Source organism: Pseudomonas saxonica (genome assembly GCF_007858365.1).
Classification (GTDB): Bacteria; Pseudomonadota; Gammaproteobacteria; order Pseudomonadales; family Pseudomonadaceae; genus Aquipseudomonas; species Aquipseudomonas saxonica.
The window spans coordinates 1,353,844-1,372,503 of the sequence record NZ_VFIO01000001.1 but is presented as its reverse complement, the minus strand read 5'-3'; the positions used below and the strand labels follow the sequence as shown (position 1 = coordinate 1,372,503).

At 57.3% G+C, this 18,660-nt stretch carries 19 protein-coding genes; 5 read left to right on the top strand and 14 right to left on the bottom strand.

The genetic code is table 11. The annotated features are described in order from the left end of the window. A complete protein-coding gene (locus FJD38_RS06390; protein ID WP_146384431.1) occupies positions 1–972 on the top strand; it encodes a S66 peptidase family protein in 972 nt (323 codons plus the stop codon). A gap of 106 nt (positions 973–1,078) precedes the next feature. Here the strand turns inward: FJD38_RS06390 and FJD38_RS06385 are convergent, their stop codons facing one another. The 5 genes from FJD38_RS06385 to leuS all read right to left on the bottom strand — a co-directional run bounded on the left by FJD38_RS06385 (position 1,079) and on the right by leuS (position 7,064). Further along, a complete protein-coding gene (locus tag FJD38_RS06385) occupies positions 1,079–2,392 on the bottom strand; it encodes a lytic murein transglycosylase (RefSeq protein WP_146384429.1) in 1,314 nt (437 codons plus the stop codon). Positions 2,393–2,442: 50 nt separating this feature from the next. Continuing rightward, positions 2,443–2,592 carry an alternative ribosome rescue factor ArfA gene (gene arfA / locus FJD38_RS06380; RefSeq protein ID WP_003444166.1) on the bottom strand — a complete coding sequence of 50 codons (150 nt, stop codon included), beginning with the start codon at positions 2,590–2,592 and terminating at the stop codon, positions 2,443–2,445. Positions 2,593–2,680: 88 nt separating this feature from the next. Then, a complete protein-coding gene (holA, locus tag FJD38_RS06375; protein WP_146384427.1) occupies positions 2,681–3,718 on the bottom strand; it encodes a DNA polymerase III subunit delta in 1,038 nt (345 codons plus the stop codon). Between the two features lie 43 nt (positions 3,719–3,761). Continuing rightward, positions 3,762–4,367 (bottom strand): LPS-assembly lipoprotein LptE, encoded by a 606-nt coding sequence (locus FJD38_RS06370; RefSeq protein WP_146384425.1) that lies wholly within the window; start codon positions 4,365–4,367, stop codon positions 3,762–3,764. Between the two features lie 90 nt (positions 4,368–4,457). Continuing rightward, positions 4,458–7,064: a leucine--tRNA ligase gene (leuS, locus tag FJD38_RS06365; protein ID WP_146384423.1), complete on the bottom strand. Its 2,607-nt coding sequence runs from the start codon at positions 7,062–7,064 to the stop codon at positions 4,458–4,460. Between the two features lie 235 nt (positions 7,065–7,299). Here leuS and FJD38_RS06360 point away from each other — a divergent pair, with 235 nt between their 5' ends. Continuing rightward, positions 7,300–7,587 carry a hypothetical protein gene (locus FJD38_RS06360; RefSeq protein WP_122783217.1) on the top strand — a complete coding sequence of 96 codons (288 nt, stop codon included), beginning with the start codon at positions 7,300–7,302 and terminating at the stop codon, positions 7,585–7,587. Positions 7,588–7,743: 156 nt separating this feature from the next. Next, positions 7,744–8,505 (top strand): YdcF family protein, encoded by a 762-nt coding sequence (locus FJD38_RS06355; RefSeq protein ID WP_146384421.1) that lies wholly within the window; start codon positions 7,744–7,746, stop codon positions 8,503–8,505. Positions 8,506–8,679: 174 nt separating this feature from the next. Here FJD38_RS06355 and lnt read toward each other — a convergent pair whose 3' ends face one another. The 5 genes from lnt to miaB all read right to left on the bottom strand — a co-directional run bounded on the left by lnt (position 8,680) and on the right by miaB (position 14,105). After that, a complete protein-coding gene (gene lnt, locus FJD38_RS06350; protein ID WP_146384419.1) occupies positions 8,680–10,203 on the bottom strand; it encodes an apolipoprotein N-acyltransferase in 1,524 nt (507 codons plus the stop codon). Positions 10,204–10,226: 23 nt separating this feature from the next. Next, positions 10,227–11,066 (bottom strand): HlyC/CorC family transporter, encoded by an 840-nt coding sequence (locus tag FJD38_RS06345; protein WP_122783214.1) that lies wholly within the window; start codon positions 11,064–11,066, stop codon positions 10,227–10,229. 38 nt (positions 11,067–11,104) lie between these two features. Next, positions 11,105–11,566: an rRNA maturation RNase YbeY gene (gene ybeY / locus FJD38_RS06340; RefSeq protein WP_146384417.1), complete on the bottom strand. Its 462-nt coding sequence runs from the start codon at positions 11,564–11,566 to the stop codon at positions 11,105–11,107. After that, positions 11,559–12,578: a PhoH family protein gene (locus FJD38_RS06335; RefSeq protein ID WP_122783212.1), complete on the bottom strand. Its 1,020-nt coding sequence runs from the start codon at positions 12,576–12,578 to the stop codon at positions 11,559–11,561. The genes ybeY and FJD38_RS06335 overlap by 8 nt, the downstream gene beginning before the upstream one ends. Positions 12,579–12,776: 198 nt before the next feature. After that, entirely contained in the window at positions 12,777–14,105 is a 1,329-nt protein-coding gene (miaB, locus tag FJD38_RS06330; protein ID WP_122783211.1) for a tRNA (N6-isopentenyl adenosine(37)-C2)-methylthiotransferase MiaB, read from the bottom strand. Between the two features lie 132 nt (positions 14,106–14,237). Between miaB and FJD38_RS06325 the strand changes: the two genes are divergently transcribed. Both FJD38_RS06325 and FJD38_RS06320 read left to right on the top strand, forming a co-directional pair. Continuing rightward, positions 14,238–14,564: a DUF1820 family protein gene (locus FJD38_RS06325; RefSeq protein WP_122783210.1), complete on the top strand. Its 327-nt coding sequence runs from the start codon at positions 14,238–14,240 to the stop codon at positions 14,562–14,564. 137 nt (positions 14,565–14,701) lie between these two features. Further along, the gene (locus FJD38_RS06320; protein WP_146384415.1) at positions 14,702–14,947 is read left to right on the top strand and encodes a hypothetical protein; all 246 of its coding nucleotides are present in this window, start codon (positions 14,702–14,704) and stop codon (positions 14,945–14,947) included. 138 nt (positions 14,948–15,085) lie between these two features. Here the strand turns inward: FJD38_RS06320 and FJD38_RS06315 are convergent, their stop codons facing one another. From FJD38_RS06315 to FJD38_RS06300, 4 genes are all read right to left on the bottom strand, one after another. Further along, a complete protein-coding gene (locus FJD38_RS06315; RefSeq protein ID WP_146384414.1) occupies positions 15,086–15,634 on the bottom strand; it encodes a tetratricopeptide repeat protein in 549 nt (182 codons plus the stop codon). A gap of 224 nt (positions 15,635–15,858) precedes the next feature. After that, positions 15,859–17,142, bottom strand: a complete 1,284-nt coding sequence (gene hemL / locus FJD38_RS06310) for a glutamate-1-semialdehyde 2,1-aminomutase (RefSeq protein WP_122783208.1) — start codon at positions 17,140–17,142, stop codon at positions 15,859–15,861. A gap of 30 nt (positions 17,143–17,172) precedes the next feature. Continuing rightward, complete coding sequence (gene thiE, locus FJD38_RS06305) at positions 17,173–17,796, bottom strand: thiamine phosphate synthase (protein ID WP_146384412.1); 624 nt, start codon at positions 17,794–17,796, stop codon at positions 17,173–17,175. A 17-nt stretch (positions 17,797–17,813) separates the two neighbouring features. Next, positions 17,814–18,611: a hydroxymethylpyrimidine/phosphomethylpyrimidine kinase gene (locus FJD38_RS06300; RefSeq protein WP_122783206.1), complete on the bottom strand. Its 798-nt coding sequence runs from the start codon at positions 18,609–18,611 to the stop codon at positions 17,814–17,816. Between the last annotated feature and the right edge of the window lie 49 nt (positions 18,612–18,660).

Genomic DNA, 18,660 nt, shown 5'->3' with positions numbered 1-18,660 from the left:
ATGAACAGCCGGCTTACCGCGCCCGTGACTTACAAGGTTCACAGCGCGGTACCCGCGCTTCCCGCTGGCGGGGTGATCGGCCTGATTGCCCCGGCAGGTCCCGCTGAACTTGATCTTGAACGCGCCACCCAATGGGTGAACGCCCACGGCTACTCGCTGCGGGTGTTTGACGGTGTGTGGGAGAAAGACGGCTATCTGGCCGGTTCAGACGCCGTGCGTTTGCGTGATCTGCACGCGGCCTTTGCCGACGACAGCATTGATGCCATCTTTTGCCTGCGCGGCGGCTACGGCAGTCCTCGCTTGCTGGACGGTATCGATTTTGAGCTGCTACGCCGCCATCCCAAGCCTTTTGTAGGCTACAGCGACATCACCGCACTGCATCTGGCGATCACCCGTTACGCAGGCTTCGTGACCTTTCACGGGGCAATGCTGAATGCGGATCTGTTGGGTGGTAAACAAGAGCCGACTCAATCTTCACTGCTGCGTATGCTCACGGGGCAGCAAGGTGCAGTGTTGGAGCACCCTTGCGCGTATCCGCTGACTACCCTGGCACCGGGTTCGGCCAGTGGCCGACTGCTGGGCGGCAATCTGTCGATGATCTGTGCCGCTATGGGCACGGCGTTTGAGCTGGATTCGGACGACATCATCCTGTTTATCGAAGATGTGAACGAGCCGCTGTACCGGGTTGATCGGTTGCTCACGCAGTTACGATTGGCCGGCAAACTCGAACGGGTTCGTGGGGTATTGGTTGGGGATGTTGCCGGGGTTGATGGGTTGGCGCTGGAGCGTTTGCTCACACAGGAATTGGGGCCGTTGGGCGTTCCGATTTTGTCTGGCTGGCGCAGTGGGCACTGTGATCCCAACCTGACGTTGCCAATGGGGGCTCAGGTGCGCCTGGATGCGGATGAACAGCAACTGGTACTTGAGCAGGCGGTGGTTGATACCGTCAGAATCAAAAGCCCCTCACCCTAACCCTCTCCCATAGGGAGAGGGGACTAAAAGCAAAAGCAAAAGCAAATTTGCGCGACACCCCCATCAAGCTCCCTCTCCCTTTGGGAGAGGGCTGGGGTGAGGGCGCTTACTGACTGCGCAAACTTTCCAGCAGCTTATGTGACGGATAACCGTCTGCCGGCCACCCTAATGCCTGCTGCGCACTGCGAATCGCTTTACGGGTATTGGCGCCGATAATGCCGTCCGGGTTGCCGGCATCGTAGTTGCGTTGGTTCAGCAGGGTTTGCAACTCAACGCGTTCAGTACGACTTAGCGGGCGATCATCTTTGGGCCAGTCGCCCAAAATAGTACCACCACCCCCAAAACGCTCAGACAACAAACCTACCGCCAGTGCGTAGGACGATGAATTGTTGTATCGAAGGATGGCGCGGAAGTTATCCAGCACCAAAAACGCTGGCCCCCGGTAACCGGCCGGCAGCAGCAAGGTGGCCGTCAGCGCTTCAGTTCCAGCAGGTAGAGTTTTGCCTGCAGGCAGTGTTACGCCCAGTTTCTGCCATTCACTGACACTTTTACGCACGGCACCATCGGCCAAAACATAGTCAAAGCCTTCAGGCAACGTGACTTCAAAGCCCCACGGCTGTCCTTGCTTCCAGCCAGAACTCTGCAAGTAGTGAGCAGTGGAGGCCAGAGCGTCTGCCGAGCTGTTCCAGATATCCCGGCGGCCATCACCATCAAAATCCACGGCGTGGGTTTCATAGGTCGTGGGTATGAATTGGGTCTGGCCCATCGCGCCAGCCCAGGAACCGCGCATTTTCTCGGGCGTTACGTCGCCTTCCTGAATGATCTTTAGCGCTGCAATCAATTGGCTCTGCGCGAACTCCGGACGACGACCTTCATAAGCCAGCGTCGCCAAAGAGCGGATGACCGAATTGTTGCCCTGGAAGGTCCCGAAGTTGCTTTCCATGCCCCAGACCGAGACCAGCGCCTGACGGTCAACGCCATAACGTTGCTCGATTCGGGTCAGCAGCTCAGCGTTTTCTTCCAGCAAGCGTTTGCCATTTCGTACACGTAAAGGCGAAAGGGCGCCGTCTAGGTATTCCCAGACTGGGCGGCTGAACTCGGGCTGGCTGCGGTCAGCCTTGATCACGCTCATGTCGGGGGTAATGCCGGCAAAGGCGCTGTCGAATACCTGCGGGGTGATACCAGCGTTAAGCGCCTGTACGCGGAACTTGGCTTGCCACTCGCTAAAGCTCTGCTCGGGCGTAATGACAGGCATGTCTGTGTTGGGTGTACCTGTGGTAACCACTGGTGCGGCAGGCGTTACAGGCAACGGTTGAGCATCGGCCGCGGTCGGTTTTTCGGCGCAGGCGACTAAAAGAATGGCGCTGAATGATGCAATCAGTTGGCGCATCGGCCAACCACGTTTATGGCTTAAGGGCATGCTCAGGTCCAGGTAATGCAAATCAGGTACAGACCTTATCATTCCCGCTGTCAGGCAGCCAGAAAGTAAAAAGCCTCCCGGTCTCTCGACTGGAAGGCTTCGCGGCGATAGCTGCCTTTGCCTTTGGCGGGGCGTTCCTGGCGGCTGCGGAACAAGGGCTGTGCGACGATGGATTTGGCCTTGTTGGGGCGTTTGCTCATGGCAGTGACTCTCGCATGGTTTGAACAAGCGCAAATCATCGGCCAGTTTTTTTGGGTTGTCCAGTGTCAGGTTAGGCGCGGCTTAAGGTCACTCTGCTGGCAGGTTCAGGCGTTGCCCACACATTAATGAGGTCAATCGGCTCAGACTGCTCCAGGCGGAACCCGCCGCCTGCCCTTTGATTTGGGCATCAATACGCTGTGCATCCATTAGCAATTGGGCCCAGCGCTGCGCCGAATAGCGCTGCAAGGCTTTGCTCATCAACGGTTTGCGCTTGTCCCATACCGGCGGTCTGGCCTGGCTGAACGCTTTGTCCAGCGGGATGCCCTGACTGTATTGCAGTGCAATATTGGCCAGTACCCGTAGTTCTCGTGCCAGCGCCCACAAGATGACCGGCGGTTCGACCCCTTCACCTCGCAGGCCTTCGAGCATACGCAGAGCGTGCGCGGCCTCACCGTTGAGCACCGCATCGACCAGGCCGAACACATCAAAGCGCGCACTGTCGGCCACCGCCGCTTGCACGGTTTCAACCGTGATCTGGCCTTCTTCGGCCATCAGTTTGAGCTTTTCGACTTCTTGTGCGGCGGCCAGCAAATTGCCTTCAACCCGGGCAGCAATCAACTCGACGGCATCATGGCTGGCTGTCAGGCCGGCCTGTGACAAGCGCTGGCGAATCCATTGCGGCAACTGGTTGGCGTCCACTGGCCAGATCTGAATGAACTGGGTATGTGAGCCTTCAACCAGTGCTTTGCCCCATTTGGTTTTTTGGGCGCTGCCGTCAAGCTTGGGGAGGCTGATCAACAGCAGGGTGTCTTCGGCCGGACGCGAGCAATACTCGATCAGTGCCGCAGCACCTTTGTCACCAGGCTTGCCCGACGGCAGGCGCAGTTCCAGCAGGCGTTTTTCGGCAAACAGCGACATGCTCGCGCCAGCTTGCAACAGTGAACCCCAGTCAAAACTGGCGTCGGCACTGAATACCTGGCGTTCATCGAAACCCTGTTGGCGGGCAGCGCTGCGTATGGCATCTGCAGCTTCCTGGCAGAGCAACGGATCATCACCGCTGACGATGTAAACCGGAGCAAGGCTGCCTTGCAGATGTTTGGCAAGTTGGGCGGGGGCGAGTTTCATAGGGGCTTGATAGATGACGGGGCGCTTGCGCGCCCCGTATGCCTTACTGGTCTTGCAGTTCGAGTGGCGACTGCTGAGGGGTTTCTTCTTGAGCCTTGCGGGCCGCTTCAATAGCGGCAGCTTCGGCTTGAGCCCGTTCATCAGCCAGTTTTTGCAGTTCGGCCAGTTTCTCAGGCGTCAGCTGTTCAAGGCGCAGCACCATCTGCTGTACGACTTCGCGACGCATTTCCTGCTTGGCCATGGCCGCTTCTTGATCAGAACCTGTGATGTTGCTGGTGTCCTGCAAGTACATTTTATGAACTTCGATTTTGTTGCTGAGCAAAGGCAGGTGGTTCTGGCCTTCGATCTCGTAGTTCAAGACGTTGGTCAATTGATACTCAACTGTGCCGCCGACGCCTGTGTAAGTGGCCGCGCGCTGGGATTCCTGCTCGCTGGTCAGTACCAGTTTGTAAGGTGCGCTGGCGGTGATTTTGACGCCGCTATTTTCCAATACCTGACGCAGTTGGCGAACGGTATCGCCGTAGGCATTGCGCGCAGTCACATCAAGCTCGGTGATGCTCAGTTGATTGGTGCCGGTACCGCGCAGCTGAAAGCCGCAGGCGCTCAACAGAACAGCGAGACCCATCACCAGCAAATTGCGTTTGATCATGTGTAGCTCCCCTTGAAACCGGATAGGCCGACGATGCGGCCCTGAAGGCTTTAATGGGCACCTGCATTCATTGCAGGTGCCTGTTCCTGTTTAGCTGGCGACGATGTTGACCAGTTTGCCCGGCACCACGATCACTTTGCGAATCGTCAGGCCTTCGGTAAACCGGAGCACGTTTTCATTGATGCGGGCAGCCGCTTCAATCTCTTCACGGCTGGCACCGGCTGGCATGTCGATCTGACCGCGCAGTTTGCCGTTGACTTGAATAACCAGTTGCAGGGTGTCTTGAACCAGCGCGCTTTCGTCGAGTGTTGGCCACGCTGCGTCGATGATGGCACCGGCATGGCCCAACTGGTTCCACAGGTCATGGCTGATGTGCGGCGTGATCGGCGCCAGAATCAGTGCAACGGTCTCCAGGCCTTCTTGCAACAAGGCGCGATCCTGCTCGGTGGCCTGCGGGGCTTTTTCGAGCACGTTCATCACGATCATGACCTGAGCAACGGCCGTGTTGAATTTGTGATGAAGGCCGACGTCCTGGCTGGCTTGCTTGATTGCATGATGAATTGCACGGCGAACAACTTTTTGCTCGTCATTGAGGCTGGCGATGTCCAGTGCGCCGGGCAGGCCCTGGCCAACGTGGTTGTAAGCCAGACGCCAGACGCGCTTGAGGAAGCGGTGCGAGCCTTCAACCCCTGAGTCGGACCATTCCAGGCTCGCGTCAGGTGGCGAAGCAAACATCATGAACAGGCGGCAGGTGTCAGCGCCGTATTGTTCAATCATGTATTGCGGGTCGACGCCGTTATTCAGCGACTTGGACATCTTCTGCGTGCCGCCGATTTCGACAGGCAGGCCGTCACTCTTCAGCTTGGCGCCGATGATTTTGGCCTTGGCATCACGTTCGATTTCAACGTCGTCCGGGTTGAAGTAATCCTTGCCGCCGTTGTCCAGCGTACGGAAGTACGTCTCGGCAATCACCATGCCCTGAGTGAGCAGGTTCTTGAACGGCTCATTGGAGCTGACCAAGCCTTCGTCGCGCATCAGTTTATGGAAGAAGCGCGCGTACAGCAGGTGCAGGATCGCGTGTTCAATGCCGCCGATGTATTGATCAACCGGCAACCAGTGGTCAGCCGCCGATTTTTCAACCAGGCCGCCTTCATAGTGCGGCGAGGCGTAACGGGCGTAGTACCACGAGGACTCGACGAAAGTGTCCATCGTGTCGGTTTCGCGTTTGGCCGGGGCGCCACATTTAGGGCAGCTGCATTCGTAGAACTCAGGCATGCGAGCCAATGGCGAACCAGCGCCGTCGGGTACGACATCTTCTGGCAGCACGACAGGCAATTGGTCTTCCGGCACCGGAACGTCACCGCAGGTATCGCAGTGTACGATCGGGATCGGGCAACCCCAGTAGCGCTGACGGCTGATGCCCCAGTCGCGCAGGCGGAACTGGGTGCGCGACTGACCAAGGCCTTTGGCAGTCAGAGCGGCTTCGATGGCGTCGAAAGCCGCCTGGAAGTCCAGACCGTCAAACTCGCCGGAATTGATCAGCACGCCATGTTCGTTATAAGCGTCTTGCCACGGGGCCGGGGTTTCGTCGCCAGCACTGGTGCGTACGACGGTTTTGACAGGCAAGTCGTACTTTGTAGCGAATTCGAAATCGCGTTCGTCGTGTGCCGGTACTGCCATGACGGCGCCATCGCCGTAATGCATCAACACGTAGTTGGCGACCCATACCGGAAGCTTTTCGCCGGTCAACGGGTGAAGTACGAACAACGGTGTAGGCAGGCCCTTTTTCTCTTGGGTCGCCATATCGGCTTCTGCAACGCTGCCGCCTTTGCATTCAGCGATAAAGGCTTGCAGCTCGGGGTTGCCTTGCGCCGCCAGTGTGGCCAGTGGGTGCTCGGCAGCCACGGCCACGTAGGTCGCGCCCATCAGCGTGTCGGGACGGGTGGTGAACACCTTGAGTGCACCGGCTTCACCGATCGAGGCTTGATCGTAAGGGAACTGCACTTCCATGCCGCGGGATTTGCCAATCCAGTTGCGCTGCATGGTCTTGACCTGCTCCGGCCAGCCGGGCATGTCGTCGAGGCCTTCAAGCAATTCATCTGCGTAAGCAGTGATCTTGAAGTAGTACATCGGAATTTCGCGCTTTTCGATCACTGCGCCCGAACGCCAGCCGCGACCGTCGATCACTTGTTCGTTGGCCAGAACGGTCTGGTCAACCGGGTCCCAGTTCACCGTGCCGTTCTTGCGGTAGATCACGCCTTTTTCGAACAGGCGAGTGAACAGCCATTGTTCCCAGCGGTAGTAATCCGGCTTGCAGGTGGTGACTTCACGCGACCAGTCAACGGCCAGCCCGAGGCTGCGCAGTTGGGTTTTCATGTAGGCGATGTTTTCGTAGGTCCACTTGGCAGGGGCGACCTTGTTTTTCATTGCAGCGTTTTCTGCCGGCATGCCGAACGCATCCCAACCCATGGGTTGCAGAACGTTTTTACCGAGCATGCGCTGGTAGCGGGAGATCACGTCGCCAATGGTGTAGTTGCGCACATGCCCCATGTGTAGCTTGCCGCTTGGGTACGGGAACATCGATAGGCAGTAATAGGTTTCTTTGCCTGGATCTTCGCTGACTTCGAAGGACTTTTGGTTGTCCCAGAATGATTGGGCGGCGGCTTCTATTTCACGGGGCTGATATTGTTCGTGCATGGCTACTTGTACTGAATAAAGGGTGGCCTAATCCTCTTCAACATACTCAGGCGTTTGCGCGCCCGGTCAGGTTGGAGCAGGGGTTACAGGAAGTCCCGTAGCATACATGACCCCACTCTATCGAGGGAAACCTTGATTACCTCATGACTCCGTTGGTCGCAGTACCTGACCGGTTTTAGAACCACAGCTAAGCTATCTGGGGGGAGAATACAGTTTCTTAGAGTGAGGTGGACGGATGCCAGAAACGCAACGAACCGTTATAAAAACCCAGGTGTACGAGCGGCTGATTGATCGTTTGAGTGTGGCTCTTGATTCAGCAAGTACGGCAGTGCAATTGCGTAATGAGCAGCCTGTCGATTTGGAATTGCGTGGTTTGAGTCGTGCCGAGTTAGAGTTGATCAATGTGTATTTGAACCGGATGGGGCGTGAGGCTGATGTACGCCCCAAAAGCAGTGTGAGTGCGCAACAAACCCCATATAAGGCCAAGGTCATCTGGCTGAAAGACAGGGTGCAGGGAAAGTAAGGGTGAGTGACCATTCAAATCGCACCCTTGTTCAAAATCGTACACCAGCGTGTACTTCCCGGGTTGATGCAACAGGCGTGAGGGTTCAATTGTGGCCTGCCCTGTTGATGAGTCCAGTCAGCCCCCTTAGGCTTCGGGCATCTATGGAGATGCTCGATGCCTATTCGATATGTTGTTAAACACCTTCTCTTGCCGCCTGGCCTTTTTCTGCTGCTACTGGCACTTGCCTGGTGGCTGAAGGATTCGCGCCCACGTATAGCCTGTGCCCTGTTTGCGGCAGCTGTGGGTTGTTTATGGCTCATGTGTTTGCCGGTGGTGGTGCAGTGGGCTGCCCGCTCAATCGAGCGCGAACCCGCGCTAGCGCAAAGTGAATGGTCAACGCTGGCTGCGCGCGCGGATGCGATTGTAGTGTTGGGGGCGGGGCGCGAACGGGTTGATCCGGCGTGGGGCAGCGATCAGCCCACGACGCTCGGACTGGAGCGCATGCGTTATGCGGCCAGATTGGCAAAGGCATCGGGACTGCCGGTGTTGACCAGCGGTGGTCTGGACCATGGCGCACCGCCGAGCGAGGCCCAAATCATGTCGGATTCGCTGCGTGATGACTTTGGCGTGACCGTGCGCTGGAAGGAAGAGCAAAGCCGCACGACCTGGGAAAACGCACAAATGACGGCTGGGGTGCTAGTGCCTCAGGGGATCAGGCGTGTGGTCGTGGTCACCCAGGCCTGGCATATGCCGCGCTCAGTGTGGAGCTTCCAACAGGCTGGATTTGAAGTGGTGCCTGCGCCAGTGGGTTTTTTGAGCGCAGACAATGCGCGACCGTTTGGAGGCTGGATGCCGGAATATTCGGCGATCTGGCAGTCGGGTCTGTTGCTTAATGAGGCTGTTGGGCAGGTAGCTTATCGGTTTATTTACCGATGAATTGAGAATCAAAAGCCCCTCACCCTAGCCCTCTCCGCAAGTCCAAGCATCACCGCCAATCTGCTCCTCTCTCTCGGGGAGAGAGGACTGACCGTGCATGGATTCAGAATCACCGCAATTAAACGCCCTCTCCCTCTGGGAGAGGGTTGGGGTGAGGGCATTTGGCTCACACAGCTAATGCGTCTTGGCAATCCGGCTGGTCACCAGCGCCCAACCGATCAACAAACAGCACAGAATGGCCAGCGGCCAAGACCGCCATTGCAGGTACGGTGTCAGCTCATGCATGGGCACCACTTCGCCATACATGATCGCGCGTTCGAACTGCGGTATTTGCGTGGTGATCTGCCCATAGGGATCAATCAGCGCCGTAACGCCGTTGTTGGTTGCCCGGATCATCCAGCGTCCCGCTTCCAGTGCGCGCATCTGCGCCATCTGCAAGTGTTGCAACGGGCCAATCGAAGTGCCAAACCAGGTGTCGTTACTGATGGTCAGCAAAATATCGCTCTGAGCCGCAAGGCCGGCCACGAAGTCGGGGTAGACCACCTCATAACAAATCAGCGGGGCAATCTGATAGCCCTTGGCTTGCAACATGGCCTGGTCAGCCGGCCCGCGGGCAAAGTCCGACATGGGCAGGTCAAAGAACGCGATCAGTCCCCGCAACACATCCTGCAAGGGCACGTACTCGCCAAATGGCACCAGTTTCTGTTTAAGGTAATTGCCATCCGCCTCACCGACCGCCGTGATGCCGTTGAAGTAGCGCGACACATGGTGCACGTCCTGGCGTATCGGCACGCCGGTAATCAACGCTGAGTTTCGATCAGCCGCAAACCGGCTCATCATGCTCAGAAACCCTTCAGCATTTTCTTTCAGTATCGGAATCGCGGTCTCTGGCCAGATGATCAGGTCGACGCGCTTGGAGCTCAATGTCATGTCGCGGTACAGCGCCAACTGAGCATTGAGCTGCGCCGGGTCCCATTTCATGCTTTGTTCAATGTTGCCCTGAATAGCGGCCACGCTCAGAGGATCGCCCGAAGGGCTAGTCCATGCGTGGTGCTTGAGGGCCATGCCGACGCACCAAGGGCCAATCAGTAACACCGCGCTTGCGAATATAAAGGCTTTGCGTTTGGCCTTGATCAAGCGAGGCAGGTTACACAGCAGGGCTGCGGTCAATGCGAGGGTGAACGAAATCAGCCACATGCCGCCCAGCGGTGCGAGACCGGCCAGGGGGCCGTCAAGCTGGCTATAACCCGAGTAAAGCCAAGGGAAACCCGTGAGGAACCAACCGCGGAACATCTCCTGAGCGACCCACAGAGCCGCAAACGCCAATGTGTCTGCCAGCGGGGCTTCGTTGCGCCGAATCCAGCGCGCCCAGACCCAGGCGGGCAGGGCAAAGAACCAGGCGATTGCTGCGGTGAAGGCCAGCATCAACAAACCGGCCAAGAGCACGGAGGCGCCGCCAAAATTATGGATGCTGTAGTAAATCCAACTGGTACCGGCACCGAACAGGCCAAAGCCGAAGCACCAGCCCCGGCCCAGCGCCTGCTTTGGCGACAGTTCGCGCAACCCCAGGTAGAACATGGCCAAGGCAACCAGTGCCAGTGGCCATATATCGAAAGGCGCCAACGCCAAGGTAGTCAGTGCGCCGGCTACCACGGCCAGCAGGTTACCGGGCCAGCCGGGGGAGGTTATCCAGCGCATTTCATTCCTTGGTGTTGAGAGGTTCAGCGGGTAATAGGCGTCAGTCGAATCAAGTGAATTCGGCGGCTGTCAGCATTGAGGATGCGGAAGCGATAAGGCCCGATTTCAGTGACTTCGTTGCGCTTTGGCAGGTGCCCGAACGCGCTCATGACCAGACCGCCAACGGTATCGAACTCATCGTCGGAGAATTCACTGTCGAAGAACTCGTTGAAGTTCTCGATAGGGGTCAGGGCTTTGATCAGGAAATCTCCGCTGGGCAGCGGCTTGATGTAGCTGTCTTCTTCAACGTCGTGTTCGTCTTCGATATCGCCGACGATCTGTTCAAGAACGTCTTCGATGGTCACCAGCCCGGCCACGCCGCCGTATTCGTCGATCACGATGGCCATGTGGTTGTGGTTGGCACGAAACTCACGCAGCAACACATTCAGGCGCTTGGATTCAGGGACGAAAGTAGCCGGACGCAGCAGGTCCTTGATGTTGAATTTGTCGCCGTTCTCTTGAAGGATCAGCGGCAACAGGTCTTTCGCCAAGAGGACGCCCAGGACGTCATCATGACTTTCCCCGATCACCGGATAGCGCGAGTGCGCAGCATCGATGATCGCCGGGAGGAATTCGCGGGGTGTCTGGGTCGCCTTGATGCTGATCATCTGCGAGCGCGGAACCATGATGTCCCGTACTTGCAGGTCAGCCACTTGAATGGCGCCTTCGACGATGGCCAGCGCTTCGCTGTCCAACAGTTTGTTCTGATGTGCTTCGCGCAGCAGCTCAAGCAGCTCCTGGCGGTTTTTCGGCTCATGGGCAAAGGCCTGGGTCAGCTTACCTAACCATGACTTTTGCCCGTTGCTCGATCGGTCTTCGCTCATAGCGATTTACTCGTATCCCTTGGTTGTTTCAGTGGGTGTTATTCAATGTCGTCGTCAGCGTATGGGTCTGGATGACCCAATTCGGCAAGCAACGTTCGTTCCAGCGCTTCCATCTCTTCGGCTTCTTCATCTTCTATATGGTCGTAACCCAGAAGATGCAAGCAACCGTGGATCACCAGGTGAGCCCAGTGAGCATCCAGTGCTTTGCCCTGATCGGCTGCCTCGCGTTCGACCACGGCCACGCAAATCACCAGATCGCCCAATAACGGGATATCGAGAAATTCATCAGGCACGTCAGCCGGGAAGGACAGCACGTTGGTGGCGTAATCTTTCTGCCGCCACGTGTGATTTAGCTCACGGCCTTCAGCTTCGTCTACTAGACGAATGGTCATTTCTGAATCAGCCGTGCGCTGGCGCAAGGCCAGTTCACACCATTGGCGGAACTGGGCTTCGGTGGGGGCAGTGGCGTTTGTCGCCAGTTGCAGGTCAAGCTCAAGCATCTTTGCGGTAATCCTTGGCAGCAGGCAGTGCGGCGAGCTTGTCTGCGGCTTCCTGTTCATAGCGCCCGTAGGCTTCTACGATGCGTTGCACCAATGGGTGACGCACGACGTCTTTGGACTGGAAGTGGGTGAAACTGATGCCGGGCACATCCTTCAGCACTTCGATGACGTGATTAAGCCCTGATTTTGTGCCCTTTGGCAGGTCGACCTGGGTGATGTCACCTGTAATCACGGCTGTAGAACCAAACCCGATACGGGTCAGGAACATCTTCATTTGCTCGACGGTGGTGTTCTGGCTTTCGTCGAGAATAATGAAGCTGTTGTTCAATGTGCGCCCGCGCATATAGGCCAGCGGTGCCACTTCGATGATCTGGCGCTCGATCAGCTTGGCGACATACTCGAAGCCCAGCATTTCGTACAAGGCGTCGTAGAGCGGGCGCAGGTACGGATCGATTTTTTGCGACAGGTCACCCGGAAGAAACCCCAGCTTCTCGCCCGCTTCAACCGCAGGACGCACCAGCAGGATGCGGCGGATTTGCTCGCGCTCCAGGGCATCGACGGCGCAGGCCACGGCCAGATAGGTTTTACCCGTACCGGCTGGGCCAATGCCGAAGTTGATGTCGTTACCCAGAATTTCTTTGACGTAGCGCTGCTGATTAATACCGCGAGGGCGAATCATGCCCTTTTTGGTACGCAACGACACGCTGGCTTCAGCCACCGGGTTACTGGCGAGGTCTTCTACGGCAGATTCTTGCAGGAACAGGTGCACCATGTCCGGCGAAAGCTCAGAAGCTTGTGTTTCGCGGTACAGACGGCGCAGCAGGATTTCTGCGGAAGACGTCAGTTTGGGGTCGCCAATGAGCTCGAATTGATTACCGCGATTGCGGATTACGATCGTCAGGCGTTGTTCGATCAGGCGTAAGTGCTCGTCGAATTGCCCGCACAGATTGGCGAAACGGCGAGCCTCAAACGGCTCGAGAAGAAAACGATGTGGTTCGATGGGTGCGTTCAAGGTCGTATTTAGCCGCCCTTAGGCAATTAAGATGAATTGAAGGATAACGCTAGCAGGTCATGGGCGAAAGGACTTACTGAGGCGACGTAAAACCTGTAGTCGCTGCCGCAGGCTGCGAACGTCCACGCAGTGGACGCACGCTTTTCAGGGCCGAAGATGCTGGCGGATCTTATCGCAGCCTTCGCCAGCGCCAACAGGTCAATTGAGCAATGAACCCCGCAACGAGTGCGGTTGCGCCGCATCGATGTGCACGTCAGCAAACTGGCCGATCAACTGCGGGTTGTCGCAGCGGAAGTTGACGATGCGGTTGTTTTCGGTTCGACCTTGCAATTCGCCCGGGTCTTTTTTCGAGTAATCAGTGACTAGAATCCGCTGAGTGGAGCCCACCATTTGTCGGCTGATCTCAAAGCCTTGCTGATTGAGACGATGTTGCAGCGCGTTGAGGCGTTCTTTCTTGCGCTCTTCCGGGGTGTCGTCTGCCAGGTCGGCAGCGGGCGTGCCGGGCCGCTGGCTGTACACAAATGAATAGGAGAAGTCGAAACCGACGTCTTCAATCAGCTTCATGGTCTGCTCGAAGTCTTTTTCAGTCTCGCCCGGGAAGCCGACAATAAAGTCAGAACTGATGCAAATACCCGGCACGGCCGCACGCAGTTTGCGCAGCTTGGATTTGTACTCCAGTGCTGTGTGGTTGCGCTTCATGGCCGACAAAATGCGATCCGACCCGGACTGCACCGGCAAATGCAGGTGCTTGACCAACTCAGGCACCTCGGCGTGTGCCTGGATCAGGCTGTCGGAGAACTCCAGCGGGTGTGAGGTGGTGTAACGAATGCGCTCGATCCCGTCGATGGCCGCCACCACGCGAATCAATTCAGCCAGATCGGCCAAACGACCGTCTTCGGTCAGGCCGCGATAGCCGTTGACGTTCTGTCCCAGCAACGTGACTTCACGTACACCGTTTTCAGCCAGGTGAAACACTTCTGCCAGCACGTCGTCGAATGGGCGGCTGACTTCTTCGCCTCGCGTGTACGGTACGACGCAGAACGTGCAGTACTTGCTGCACCCTTCCATCACTGAGACGTAAGCACTGGGGCCGTCGATGCGGGGTTCTGGCAGGTGGTCGAATTTTTCGATTTCAGGGAACGATACGTCCACTTGCGGCAGCTTGGTGATGCGGGCCGCGTCGATCATTTCGGGCAGGCGGTGCAGGGTTTGCGGGCCGAATACCACGTCAACGTAGGGTGCGCGGTCGCGGATGGCGGCGCCTTCCTGACTGGCAACACAACCGCCAACGGCAATGACCATGTCCGGATTGGCCAGTTTCAGTTCGCGCCAGCGACCCAATTGCGAATACACACGGTCTTGCGCACGTTCGCGGATTGAGCAGGTATTAAGCAGGATGACATCCGCGTCTTCAGCGCGCGCCGTGACTTCCAGGGCTTGATGTTCACCCAGCAGGTCGACCATGCGTGAGCTGTCGTACTCGTTCATCTGGCAGCCGTGGGTTTCGATGTAAAGCTTCTTGGCCATGGGTGTTCATCAAGTGATTCAAAGAACCGCGCATTATAGGGGGCATGGCCTTTGCTTCCTAGCGTTGTGCGTCTGGTGGCTATGCTATAGTTCGCGCCCTCTTTTATATCCTCAGATGTTTACCCGCCCACCATGACCAAACGTGACGCTCCAATCTACAAGGTGATTTTCCTTAATCAGGGCCAGGTGTTCGAGATGTACGCCAAGCAGATCTATCAAAGTGATCTGTGGGGGTTTCTGGAAGTAGAGGAATTCGTCTTCGGTGAGCGCACGCAAATGGTCGTCGACCCGAGCGAAGAAAAGCTCAAAGCTCAATTTGAAGGCGTGGTACGCAGTTTTGTACCGATGCACTCGATTGTGCGCATCGACGAAGTGGAGCGGCTGGGCACTCCGAAAATCAGCGAAGCCCGCGGCGTCAGCAATGTGATGCCGTTTCCGTTTCCGATGCCGGAGAAGTAAGAAGCCTGTTTATAAAAACACCTGTCAGGTATGACAGTAGATAGTTTTTGGCAGGGGTCCTATATAGAAAGGGACTACTGGCAGCGCGGCTTGAAGTATGTCGGTAGAAATCTGAACCCATTGCTGATGAGGTGTTTATGACTACCAAAGAAATTCGTATTTCTTTAAGCGACGTCGACGGCGATAAAAAACCGGACGTATTGGTTGAGCTTTATGAAGGCAAAGAAGTCACTTTCTCAAGCTTTGTAACCGCTTCGAAGAATCCGGGGCCTTTCGATACAGTCAAAGTAAAAGTGGACGTTGATGGGGATGGTCAAACGAATGAAACGGACGATAAGTTGTTGCTGCAATTAGCGAATACGGCTGCTGAACTGCTTAAATAAAGTCGGTTTGCTGGGTTGATTTCAAGGGGCTCCTGTTCGCGAGGCGATAGCGTACAGGAGCCTTTATCAATAGAGATCAACTACCTGCCCTTCGTTATTCATGTATGCGTAGTTAAACGCGAGTTTTCAAACGTTATATCAAGGCAGCGGCGAAAACGGCGAGCGTCCGTCGGCTGATTGCAGTTCCAGCAGGTATTTGCGGAAAATCTGTCCCAGCACCTGGGTCGCGGTTTCGAGCTGGTCGCGGGGCATTTGCTCTGCCACCTGATCGGCTGTGTCCAGTGCCTCTTCGGCGCCATTGACGGCCGCCATCTTCAATACGATATACGCCTGAATGTTATTGGCCGGTACACCTTCGCCCTTGAAGAACATGGTGCCGAGCTGGTACTGGGCCATGGCGTGACCCTGCAGGGAAGCCTGCTCGAAGTAGCTCAATGCTTTATTGAGGTCGCGAGGAGTATTTTTGCCGTCGTAATAGAACTCGCCCAACTCGTATTCAGCTTCTGCATCCCCGGTTTTGGCGGCTGCTTCGCAGGCGGCAAGCGCCTCAGCCAGGTTTTCTGGCTGTGTATCGAGGGTGCAGCGACCCATTGCCGGAATCAACAACGAGTTACCGCCAGCCTGGACAAGCAGCGGCTGCAGGAGCAACAGGCAGCCCAGTGCAAGGGCGCGGCCGGTGCGGTTCATGAGATTCGACGTACCTCTGAAAGATGGGCAAGTACAACCAAGGGGTCTATAGGCGCGCATTATGAAATAAGCAGAGGCAACCTTACAAAGTCTTTACTCGTTTTTCTGCTGCCTGACCGCGATATCCGTTGATTTAAGACGATTTTGGACGGGTGGCGTAATTGAATCAGCCATTACCTGCCTAAAAAGCCGGCAAGGACGTAAGCCCTTGCCGGTTTCATGGCTTATTTCAGCGCGGCGAAGGCACGCTCGGCAGCGTCGAGAGTCAGTTTCAGCTCGGTGTCACCGTGGGCAATTGAGGTGAAACCCGCTTCAAAGGCGCTAGGCGCCAAGTACACGCCGCCTTCCAGCATCAGGTGGAAGAAGCGCTTGAACAGGTCTGCATCGCTGGCCATGACATCGTCAAAGGTGACGATGTCATCGGCGCCGCTGAAATACAGGCCGAACATGCCACCGGCCTGGGTGGTGACAAATGGGATGCCGGCCGCATCGGCGCGTTGTTGCAGGCCGTCGAGCAGGCGCGTGGTGTAGTCGCTCAGCTCGGCATGAAAGCCCGGGCGGCTGATCAAGCGCAAGGTGGTCAGGCCGGCAGCCATGGCCAGTGGGTTACCAGAGAGGGTGCCTGCCTGATAAACCGGGCCCAGCGGGGCGATGTGCTGCATGATTTCGCGTTTACCGCCGAAGCAGCCGACTGGCATGCCGCCGCCGATGATTTTGCCGAATGTGCTCAGGTCGGGTGTCACACCGTAGTGCGCTTGAGCACCGCCCAGTGCGACACGGAAGCCCGTCATCACTTCGTCAAAAATCAGTACCGCGCCATGTTTGTCGCAGAGGCTGCGCAGGCCTTGCAGAAAGCCCGGTGCTGGCGGAACGCAATTCATGTTGCCCGCGACCGGCTCAACGATGATGCAGGCCACGGTGTCGCCCACTTCATTCAGCAGTTTTTCAACGGCGTCGAGGTCGTTAAAGGTGGTGGTCAAGGTGTGCTTGGCGAAATCGGCAGGTACACCCCCTGAGCTGGGAACACCCTGGGTCAGCGCTCCAGAACCGGCTTTGACCAACAAGCTGTCGGAGTGGCCGTGGTAACAGCCTTCAAACTTGAGGATGTTGTCGCGGCCGGTAAAGCCACGTGCCAGGCGGATGGCGCTCATGGTGGCTTCGGTGCCGGAACTGACCATGCGGACCATTTCCATGGACGGCACAATCGAGCACACCAGATCGGCCATCTCGGTTTCCATGGCGGTTGGAGCGCCGTACGACAGGCCGTGCTCCAGTTGCGCACGCACAGCGTCCAGTACATCCGGATGGCTGTGGCCCAGAATCATCGGGCCCCATGAGCCGACATAATCTACATAGCGTTTGTCATCTTCGTCGGTGACGTAAGCGCCTTCGGCGTGCTTGAAGAACAGCGGTGTACCACCCACGCTTTTAAACGCGCGAACGGGCGAGTTGACGCCACCGGGGATGTGTTTCTGGGCATTGGCAAACAAGGTTTCGGAACGAGACATGATGGGCTCTCTCTGAATCAGGATTCGGTATTAAATAGCCAGCAATTGGTTGAATGCCTTGGCACGGCGAGTCACTTCCTGAGCGCTGTCAGCACCAAACAGGCCATGCACTACGGCCAGTAAATCGGCGCCGTGGGCGACCAGTGGCGCGGCATTTTCGAGGGTGATACCGCCGATCACACAAATCGGCAGTTTAAGCTGCGATCGAGCCTGGTCGAGCACGTCCAGGGTCGCGGTCGGGGCGCCGGGTTTGGTGCTGGAATTAAAGAAGCGCCCAAAGGCGACATAGCTTGCCCCTTCTTTGGCAGCTTGCTCGGCCAGATCAACCAGACTGTGACAGGTCGAACCGATGATCGCTTTTGGGCCAAGCAGTGCGCGGGCAGGGGTCAACGGGCCATCTGTCTGGCCAAGGTGCACGCCGACGCCCAGCCGGGCTGCCAGCTCGGCATCATCATTGATGATCAGCCGGGTGTTGTAACGCGCGCACAAATCGCGCAGAGCCTCAGCTTCGCGGAGTCGACGGGCGTCATCGCTGCTTTTATCGCGGTACTGCAACAGGGTTAGACCGCCATCAAGGGCCGCCTCGACATAGGCAAGCAGTTTGCCAGCAAGCAGCTGGCTATCAGTGATTGCGTACAGGCCTCGCAAGGTCATAGATCGAGCCTCTCGCGTTACGAACAGAAATCCAGTGGCAAGCGACGGGGCACAAATTGTCCTTGGCCCAGTTGCTCGGCATCGCGCAAGGTGCGCCACGTGTAGTTGAGCGCTGTTTCGACGGCGCTGACCAAGTTCTCACCGATGGCCAGCCGGCCGGCCAACGTACTGGCCAGTGTGCAACCTGAGCCGTGGTAACTGCCGGGCAAGCGATAGCAGGTGAACGTGTGGCGACTGCCGTCGCGGCTGTACAAGCGGTTGTGAACTTCGTGTTCGTCACCGTGGCCGCCGGTGATCAATAGATGTTGGCAAAAAGGCAGGAGCTTTTCAGCGCACTCATCGGCACTGCCGTCGGGCAGTTCGGCGAGGATGCGGGCTTCGGGCAAATTGGGGGTGGCAATAGTGGCCAAGGGCAGCAGGCGCTCGCGCATGGCGAAACCCACTTCGTCCTTGCCCAGGCGTCCTCCGCCGCCTGCGCGCAGTACCGGGTCGCAGACCATCGGCAGATGCGGGTTGGCCTGCAGCAATTGGACGACAGTGTCGACCATTTCCAGTGAGCCGAGCATGCCCAGCTTGACGGCCGCAACGCAGGAGTCGGTGAGTACGGCATCGGCTTGCGCCAATACCCACTCGCGATCCAGCACGCGGAAATCGCGGACATTGACCGTGTTTTGCACAGTCAGGGCGGTTATTACCGGAGCGGCGTGACAGCCTTGAGCCAGCAAGGCTTCGATATCTGCCTGCAAGCCGGCACCCCCACTGGGGTCATGGCCGGAGAGACAGAGGACAACGGGGCGAGAACTGTAGATATTCATGGTGCGCGAGCTTACCACCAAACGGTTTTTTCGGGCGCGTTCCCCGATG

What these genes read in the sequence shown, in the direction of transcription:
- FJD38_RS06390 (WP_146384431.1), top strand. Translation starts at nt 1, where the DNA reads ATGAACAGCCGGCTTACCGCGCCCGTGACTTACAAGGTTCACAGCGCG.
- FJD38_RS06385 (WP_146384429.1), bottom strand. Translation starts at nt 2,392, where the DNA reads ATGCCCTTAAGCCATAAACGTGGTTGGCCGATGCGCCAACTGATTGCA.
- arfA (WP_003444166.1), bottom strand. Translation starts at nt 2,592, where the DNA reads ATGAGCAAACGCCCCAACAAGGCCAAATCCATCGTCGCACAGCCCTTG.
- holA (WP_146384427.1), bottom strand. Translation starts at nt 3,718, where the DNA reads ATGAAACTCGCCCCCGCCCAACTTGCCAAACATCTGCAAGGCAGCCTT.
- FJD38_RS06370 (WP_146384425.1), bottom strand. Translation starts at nt 4,367, where the DNA reads ATGATCAAACGCAATTTGCTGGTGATGGGTCTCGCTGTTCTGTTGAGC.
- leuS (WP_146384423.1), bottom strand. Translation starts at nt 7,064, where the DNA reads ATGCACGAACAATATCAGCCCCGTGAAATAGAAGCCGCCGCCCAATCA.
- FJD38_RS06360 (WP_122783217.1), top strand. Translation starts at nt 7,300, where the DNA reads ATGCCAGAAACGCAACGAACCGTTATAAAAACCCAGGTGTACGAGCGG.
- FJD38_RS06355 (WP_146384421.1), top strand. Translation starts at nt 7,744, where the DNA reads ATGCCTATTCGATATGTTGTTAAACACCTTCTCTTGCCGCCTGGCCTT.
- lnt (WP_146384419.1), bottom strand. Translation starts at nt 10,203, where the DNA reads ATGCGCTGGATAACCTCCCCCGGCTGGCCCGGTAACCTGCTGGCCGTG.
- FJD38_RS06345 (WP_122783214.1), bottom strand. Translation starts at nt 11,066, where the DNA reads ATGAGCGAAGACCGATCGAGCAACGGGCAAAAGTCATGGTTAGGTAAG.
- ybeY (WP_146384417.1), bottom strand. Translation starts at nt 11,566, where the DNA reads ATGCTTGAGCTTGACCTGCAACTGGCGACAAACGCCACTGCCCCCACC.
- miaB (WP_122783211.1), bottom strand. Translation starts at nt 14,105, where the DNA reads ATGGCCAAGAAGCTTTACATCGAAACCCACGGCTGCCAGATGAACGAG.
- FJD38_RS06325 (WP_122783210.1), top strand. Translation starts at nt 14,238, where the DNA reads ATGACCAAACGTGACGCTCCAATCTACAAGGTGATTTTCCTTAATCAG.
- FJD38_RS06320 (WP_146384415.1), top strand. Translation starts at nt 14,702, where the DNA reads ATGACTACCAAAGAAATTCGTATTTCTTTAAGCGACGTCGACGGCGAT.
- FJD38_RS06315 (WP_146384414.1), bottom strand. Translation starts at nt 15,634, where the DNA reads ATGAACCGCACCGGCCGCGCCCTTGCACTGGGCTGCCTGTTGCTCCTG.
- hemL (WP_122783208.1), bottom strand. Translation starts at nt 17,142, where the DNA reads ATGTCTCGTTCCGAAACCTTGTTTGCCAATGCCCAGAAACACATCCCC.
- thiE (WP_146384412.1), bottom strand. Translation starts at nt 17,796, where the DNA reads ATGACCTTGCGAGGCCTGTACGCAATCACTGATAGCCAGCTGCTTGCT.
- FJD38_RS06300 (WP_122783206.1), bottom strand. Translation starts at nt 18,611, where the DNA reads ATGAATATCTACAGTTCTCGCCCCGTTGTCCTCTGTCTCTCCGGCCAT.